This window comes from Archangium sp., assembly GCF_036388035.1.
GTDB lineage: Bacteria > Myxococcota > Myxococcia > Myxococcales > Myxococcaceae > Archangium.
Window position 1 is genome coordinate 1 of the sequence record NZ_DASVSO010000378.1, and the last position, 6,001, is coordinate 6,001.

Annotated in this window: 6 protein-coding genes and 1 pseudogene; all 7 read right to left on the minus strand. The window is 70.4% G+C overall.

Going from position 1 to position 6,001, the window contains the following annotated elements; translation table 11 throughout:
* On the minus strand, positions 1-1,070 hold a 1,070-nt coding region (locus tag VF697_RS15405; RefSeq protein WP_331095665.1), incomplete at its 3' end, for a serine/threonine-protein kinase.
* Positions 1,071-1,085: 15 nt separating this feature from the next.
* Positions 1,086-2,153 (minus strand): DUF2804 domain-containing protein, encoded by a 1,068-nt coding sequence (locus tag VF697_RS15410; protein ID WP_331095667.1) that lies wholly within the window; start codon positions 2,151-2,153, stop codon positions 1,086-1,088.
* A gap of 105 nt (positions 2,154-2,258) precedes the next feature.
* Positions 2,259-3,305, minus strand: coding sequence for an NAD(P)/FAD-dependent oxidoreductase (locus VF697_RS15415; protein WP_331095669.1), 1,047 nt, complete (start codon positions 3,303-3,305; stop codon positions 2,259-2,261).
* A gap of 86 nt (positions 3,306-3,391) precedes the next feature.
* The gene (locus VF697_RS15420) at positions 3,392-4,564 is read right to left on the minus strand and encodes an ABC transporter permease (protein WP_331095671.1); all 1,173 of its coding nucleotides are present in this window, start codon (positions 4,562-4,564) and stop codon (positions 3,392-3,394) included.
* Complete coding sequence (locus tag VF697_RS15425) at positions 4,561-5,295, minus strand: ATP-binding cassette domain-containing protein (RefSeq protein WP_331095673.1); 735 nt, start codon at positions 5,293-5,295, stop codon at positions 4,561-4,563. The genes VF697_RS15420 and VF697_RS15425 overlap by 4 nt, the downstream gene beginning before the upstream one ends.
* Positions 5,292-5,777, minus strand: coding sequence for an SMI1/KNR4 family protein (locus VF697_RS15430; protein ID WP_331095675.1), 486 nt, complete (start codon positions 5,775-5,777; stop codon positions 5,292-5,294). The genes VF697_RS15425 and VF697_RS15430 overlap by 4 nt, the downstream gene beginning before the upstream one ends.
* 5 nt (positions 5,778-5,782) lie before the next feature.
* Positions 5,783-6,001 (minus strand): annotated as a pseudogene (locus tag VF697_RS15435) (hypothetical protein); the annotation flags it as partial.

Sequence of the window (6,001 nt, forward strand, 5' to 3'; positions counted from 1 at the left end):
ACGCCCGAGAGCGCCAGCGCCACCACCACTCCCGCCACGGGCGCCCACACCTTGGAGCCGCCCGGACGAGGTACCGGAGCGCGTGAGGCCGGCACCACCGACTGCGCCCCGGAGGTGCCCCCCCGGGCCCGGCGCGGACTCGATTTGGAGACGGAGACCTCCTCGCCCTCGTCCTGCACGTAGCCCGCGAGCGAGCCGGGCCCCACGGGCAGCCCCGCCTCGTACGCCACCGACTCCAGGGCCTCGCGCAGGGCGCGTGCGTCGGGGAAGCGCTCCTCGGGCTTCACCCGCATCGCCCGATCCACCACGTCGGCGAGGCCGCGCGGCAGCGCCAGAGCCAGGCGCGAGAGCGGCTCCCACTCGCCCCGTACGAGCGCGGTGTGGCGCGACTGCACGGAGGAGTGCGCGTCCAGTGGCCCCACGCCCGCGGCGAGCTGGTAGAGGGTGACGCCCAGGGAGAAGAGATCGCTCCGCCCGTCGAGCGGCTTGCCCCGGGCCTGCTCCGGCGAGAAGTAGCCCGCCTTGCCCTTGGTGGTGCCGACGCGGGTGAGGTTGCGGTTGGTGGCGGCCTTGGCGATGCCGAAGTCGATGAGCTTGAGCGCGCCCCCGGCACTCAGCAGCAGGTTCTGCGGCGACACGTCCCGGTGGACGAGGTTGGGCCGCGCGTGGACGGCCTCCAGCGCCGAGCAGGTGGCGATGCCCACCGCCAGCAGCGCCTCGTCCGAGAAGCGCTCACCGCGCGCCCGCAGCGTGCGCTCCACCACCGAGAGCGCCTCGCCGGACACCAGCTCCATCGCCATGTAGAGGAGCCCGTCCGACTCCCCCACCTCGTAGATGTGGACGATGTTGGGGTGGCTCAGCGTGCAGGCGGTGCGCGCCTCGTCGAGGAACATCTCGCGGAAGTCCTCGGACTCCGAGAACTCCGGCCGGATGACCTTCAGCGCGACGGGGCGGACGATGCCTCCGGCGAGGGCCTGCTCGGCGCGGTACACCTCGGCCATGCCTCCCTGGGCGAGGAGGCGGATGACGCGGAAGCGGCCGACGTGGGAACCAGGCTCGAGGGAGGACAAGGCCTCCCGAGCCTATCACCACAGCATGTCTTGATCCTCGGTGACGCCGGGCACCCCGGACAGCGAGTGCGTCCGGCCCTCCACCCGCACCGTGCCCTCGAAGAGGCCGAGCGGCTGGGCGAAGTGGCTCACCACCACCTTGAAGTCATGATCCTCGCGGTGGACGTAGAGGGGCTGGAAGCGCAGGTCCACCGCGCCGTCCACCGTCCTCATGCGCCAGGGGCTCATCAGCTCCTTCCGGTCGTACTCGAAGATGGCCCGGGCGAGCGGGTAGAGCCTGTCCCCCAGCCAGAGCGCGTTCTCGTTGGTGCCGGTGCTCTCGTTGAAGCCCTCGACGAGGTTGAGGCCCACGGGCGTTCCGTCCGCCAGCCGCCCCGCGAGGAAGGCCCACCGCCACGCGGTATGCCGGGCCAGGTAGCCCTGGGTGTAGTCCGTCCCGCCCACCCCGCCGTCCAGCCGGAAGCGCTTGCCACCCGCCTCCAGACTGCCGAAGGCCAGCATGCCGCTGCGCTTCTGCGTGACGTTGACGAAGCCGTCTCCCTCCACGGGGGCGATCACCGTCAGCGCCGGAGGGCCTCCGGCCACCAGCAGATCTCCATTCCACAGGAAGGACTGGAGGCTGCCCGTGCGCAGCCGGCTCACGTCCACGTTCAGGTGGTAGCGCTCGTCGTCCTCGCCGCGCCGCGCCGTGAGCCGTCCGCCGAGCGTGCGGAACGAGGCCGTCAGCCCCGCCCCGGGCCTGTCGCTCACCTCGGCAAGCGGGCCGGGCGCGCCCAGGAAGCTCACATCACAGAGGGGACGTTGCTCCTTGAGGTCCAGCGCCACGGCGAAGGCGTTGGCCGAGTAGCCCACGTCCACCACGGCGAAGAGGGCGAGCACCTCGGGCGTGGCGGCCAGGGTGTAGTGCCAGCGCTTGCGTTTGAGCAGCCGGGCCGGGGCGGCCGCGGGGGCCCACCGTCCCTTGAGCCGGGAGAGGTCCACTTCGGGCAGCTCGCCCTGGTAGGTGCCGAATCGGGGTTCACCCGACGCCGTGGCCACGGAGGCCGGCGCAGGAAGGAGACTCAGTTCTCGCTCCGGGGTCATTTACTTCCCAAGGTGGGCCATGTCCTTCCCACCTGCCACCCGACCCCAGGGTACGAGGGATCACTTACGCACAGAACAGCGCCACCAGTGTGAAGGGGTGGACCCTCACCCTTGCCTCTCGGGCACGTCCCAACAAGGAAAGCGACGGTAGCGCTCCCGGAGCTGCGCCACGTCGTGCTCGAACCAGCGGCGGACCCAGTCCGAGTAGCCCGCGCAGGCCGCGGTCCACGGCAGGGCCCCCGAGGCCGCGCGCACCACCGCGTGGCCCGCCATCATCCCGGACATGAGCGCCTTGAGCACGCCGTGGGAGGAGGCCGGATCGAGCACCGCGGCCGCGTCGCCGACCATCAGGTAGCCGGGGCCCGCCGGGGACTCCACGCGCCGCCAGGTGACGTCCGCGCCCCGCGAGCGCCCGATCGGCTCACACGCGAGCAGCTCCGGGGGCCGCCATCCGTTGGGCACGGGCCGCCCATCCAGCGTCAACCGGGTCCACTGGCGGACCCCTGGCCGTACGCGGGCCGTCCAGGTCCACCCCTCCTCATCGGCCACGATGCGAGGTTCCTCGCCATCGGAGCCTTCGGGCTCGACCACGTAGCCGTAGGTGGCCACCAGCTTGGGGGAAGCCTTCAGCCGGGGAAGGTCGAGTTGGCGTGCGAGCCAATGAGCGCCCCCCGCCGCGTCGATCACCACCCGGGCATGGAGGGGACCCGCCTCCGTCTCCACGCCCACCACCTCGCCGCGCTCGCCTCGGAGCGGGTGGAGCGCGCGACGGGGCTGGAGCACCTCCACCCCCAACGCGCGCGCCCGCTCCATCAGCAGGGCATCCAGCTCGGCCCGCCACGCCTGGAAACCCAGCCATGGGCCCTTCGCGTCCTGGCCAAAGGGGACGAACTGGCGCGGTCCGTCCCACTCCACCCAGAAACCCGAGTAGCGGACGAAGTCAGCGGCCCGGACCGTGTCACCCACACCCAGTTGCGTGAACAGGGGCTCGACGCCCGGGTGGAGCGACTCTCCCGGGCAGTCGCGAGGAAAGGCGGCCCGCTCGAGGATGCGCACTGACAGCCCGGATGCGGCACAGGTGATGGCCGCGGCGGAGCCAGCCGGGCCTCCGCCGATGATGACCACGTCCGCGCTACGTGCCGTGCCGCTCATCCAATCAGGTCCCCCATGGCGTCGGACTTCAGCAAGCACCCCGCGGGTCGATCAACAGGTCGACCCGCTGAAGAAGGGGGAGATGCTCAGGAACGGCCAAAGACGATGCGCTCGTCGCTCAGCAGCCGGGCGATGAGGGCCAGGCACACCGCCGCCAGCGCCAGGCTGCTCACCGTGCCCAGCACGAAGGGCATCGCGCCCAGCACCTCGCCGCGCATCAGCTCGGACACCAGGAGCTGCTGGCCCAGCACCGGCACCGCGTACATCCACACCTTGCTCTGGATGGGGGACAGCGCCAGCACCATGCCCGGCAGCGTGGGCAGCATCATCAGGAGCTGCAGGTACGTCTGCGCCTCCTTGTACGAGCGCGCGAAGGTGGCCACCAGCATCTGCGCCGACGACGCCAGCAGCGCCATGGGCAGCATCGCGCCGATCATCGCCACCGCCGTCGTCGCCTCCAGGCTCACCTTCACGCCCAGGTCCTGCAGCGGCACCCGCTTCGCGAGGAAGACGAACGCCACCGAGACCACCACCACCGTCACGCAGGAGAACACCGTGGTGGCCAGCCACTTGCCCACCACCAGTGTCCCGCGCCGCACCGGGTTGAGCAGCAGCGGCTCCAGCGAGCCACGCTCACGCTCGCCCGCCATGGTGTCGATGGCCACGTTCAACCCGCCGATGAAGCAGGCCATCACCAGGAAGATGGGAATCATGTTGAGGATGCTCGCGGCCAGCCGCTCGGGCGTGGCCAGATCCACCTCCTCGATCTGCACCGGCTGGGCCAGCTCCGGCGCCACCCCGCGCGCCAGCAACCGCTGCATGCCGAGAATCCCCGAGTACCGGCTCAGCAGCACCTGGATGCGCTTGACGTTGGCGCGCGCCTTGTTGCGCGAGTTGTCCACCACGAGCTGCACCTTCGCCGAGCGCCCCGCGGCGAACTCCTTCCCGTAGTCCTCGGGAATGACGAGCACCGCGTCCAGCGTGCCCGCCTGGATGCCCGCCTCGTAATCCGCCGGAGCCTCGACCAGCTTCGCCCCGGAGCGCTCCAGGAAGGCCATGAGGCTCGGCGCGTGCGCCCGCCCCACCACCGGCAGCTCCACCGGCTTGTCCTGCCGGCTCCACGAGGCAATCACCGTGAACATCACCGCGAAGATGACGGGGCCCACCAGCGAGCCGCCGAGCACGCTCATCACCGAGCGCCGGTCGCGAAGATGGTCCCGCATCTCCTTCCGAAACACCGCCGAGAGGAGCGCCTTCACTGCATCAACCCCTGGTCACTGCCGATGACCGTCACGAATGCCTCTTCCAGGCTGTCCTTCCCCGTGCGAGCGCGCAGCTCGTCCGGGGTGCCCTCCGCCACCACTCGGCCCCGCGCCACCACCACGATGCGGTCGCACAGCGCGGCCACCTCCTGCATCACGTGGCTGGAGAACACCACGCAGTGCCCCTGCTCGCGCAGCCGGCGGATGAGCGTGCGCACCGCGCGGGTGCTCATCACGTCCAGCCCGTTGGTGGGCTCGTCGAGCAGCACGTTGCGCGGCCCGTGCACCAGTGCCCGCGCGAGCGCCACCTTCATGCGCTCGCCCTGGCTGAAGCCCTCGGTGCGCCGGTGGGCGATGTCCTTCATCTCCAGCAGCTCCACCAGCTCGTCGATGCGCTTGTCCAGCGTGGCGCCGGACAGGCCGTGCAGCTCGCCGGCGTAGTGGATGTGCTCCCGGGCGGTGAGGCGCGGGTAGAGGCCGCGCGCGTCCGGCAGCACGCCGAGGGCCCGGCGGACTTCCAGGGGACGCTCGGCCACCTCCAGCCCATCCACCTTGACGCTGCCCCGGTCCGGCCGGATGAGCGTGTAGAGCATGCGCAGCGTGGTCGTCTTGCCCGCGCCGTTGGGCCCGAGCAATCCCGTCACCACGCCGTCCTCGGCGCGGAAGCTCACGTCCTCCACCGCCGTCACCGCGCCGAAGCGCTTGTGCAGGTTCGTCACTTCGATCATCGGGTACTCCCGCTGTGCTGCTCTTCCAGCCAGAAATGACCGCCGCCGCTGCGCAGGGCCTTTTCGAGGAACTCCGAAAAGGAGCTCGCGATGCGCTCGCAGTAATCAGGGTCCGGAAACATCTCCCGGTAGCCATCCAGCAGCGGATATCGCCCTTCCCGTTGGGTGCCGGCATCCACCACGGTGTAGTTGCCATCCCCCACGTCGCAGAGGACGTACCAGCAAGCAGGGCCGCGCGAATCCTCATCCTTGCCACGAATGGCAACGCGAGCCCGGATGACTCCGGACAGGGGCAGGAACCGGTAGGGCGAATTCGGCCGCTCGAAGAGCTCGGCACCGTTGCAATGCAGGTAGAAGGCGCGCAGGTCCGGGTCCAGACGCCAGCCCACCCGCTGCTCGAACTCATCGAGCTGCGCGGGCGTGGCCGGCGGGTTCGGGAAGTGGTCGCGCGAGACCTGTTCGAGCAGGGCTTGAATCGACATGGCGCTCAATCCACGGAGGGACGCTCGGGCCCGACTGTGTTCCAGCCCCCCTGACCGGCATAGCAGGCAGGGTAGGCATCGGTGAACGCGTCATGGGTGTTGGGCGACACGGGAAGCAGGTTGTACTCGGCGATCGGATCGCCTCCATGCCCGAGATCCCGGATGTGATGGCCATGCCAGTTGTTCCCAGCGGCATCCGTAGGCCATTCCCCGAACTCATCCCC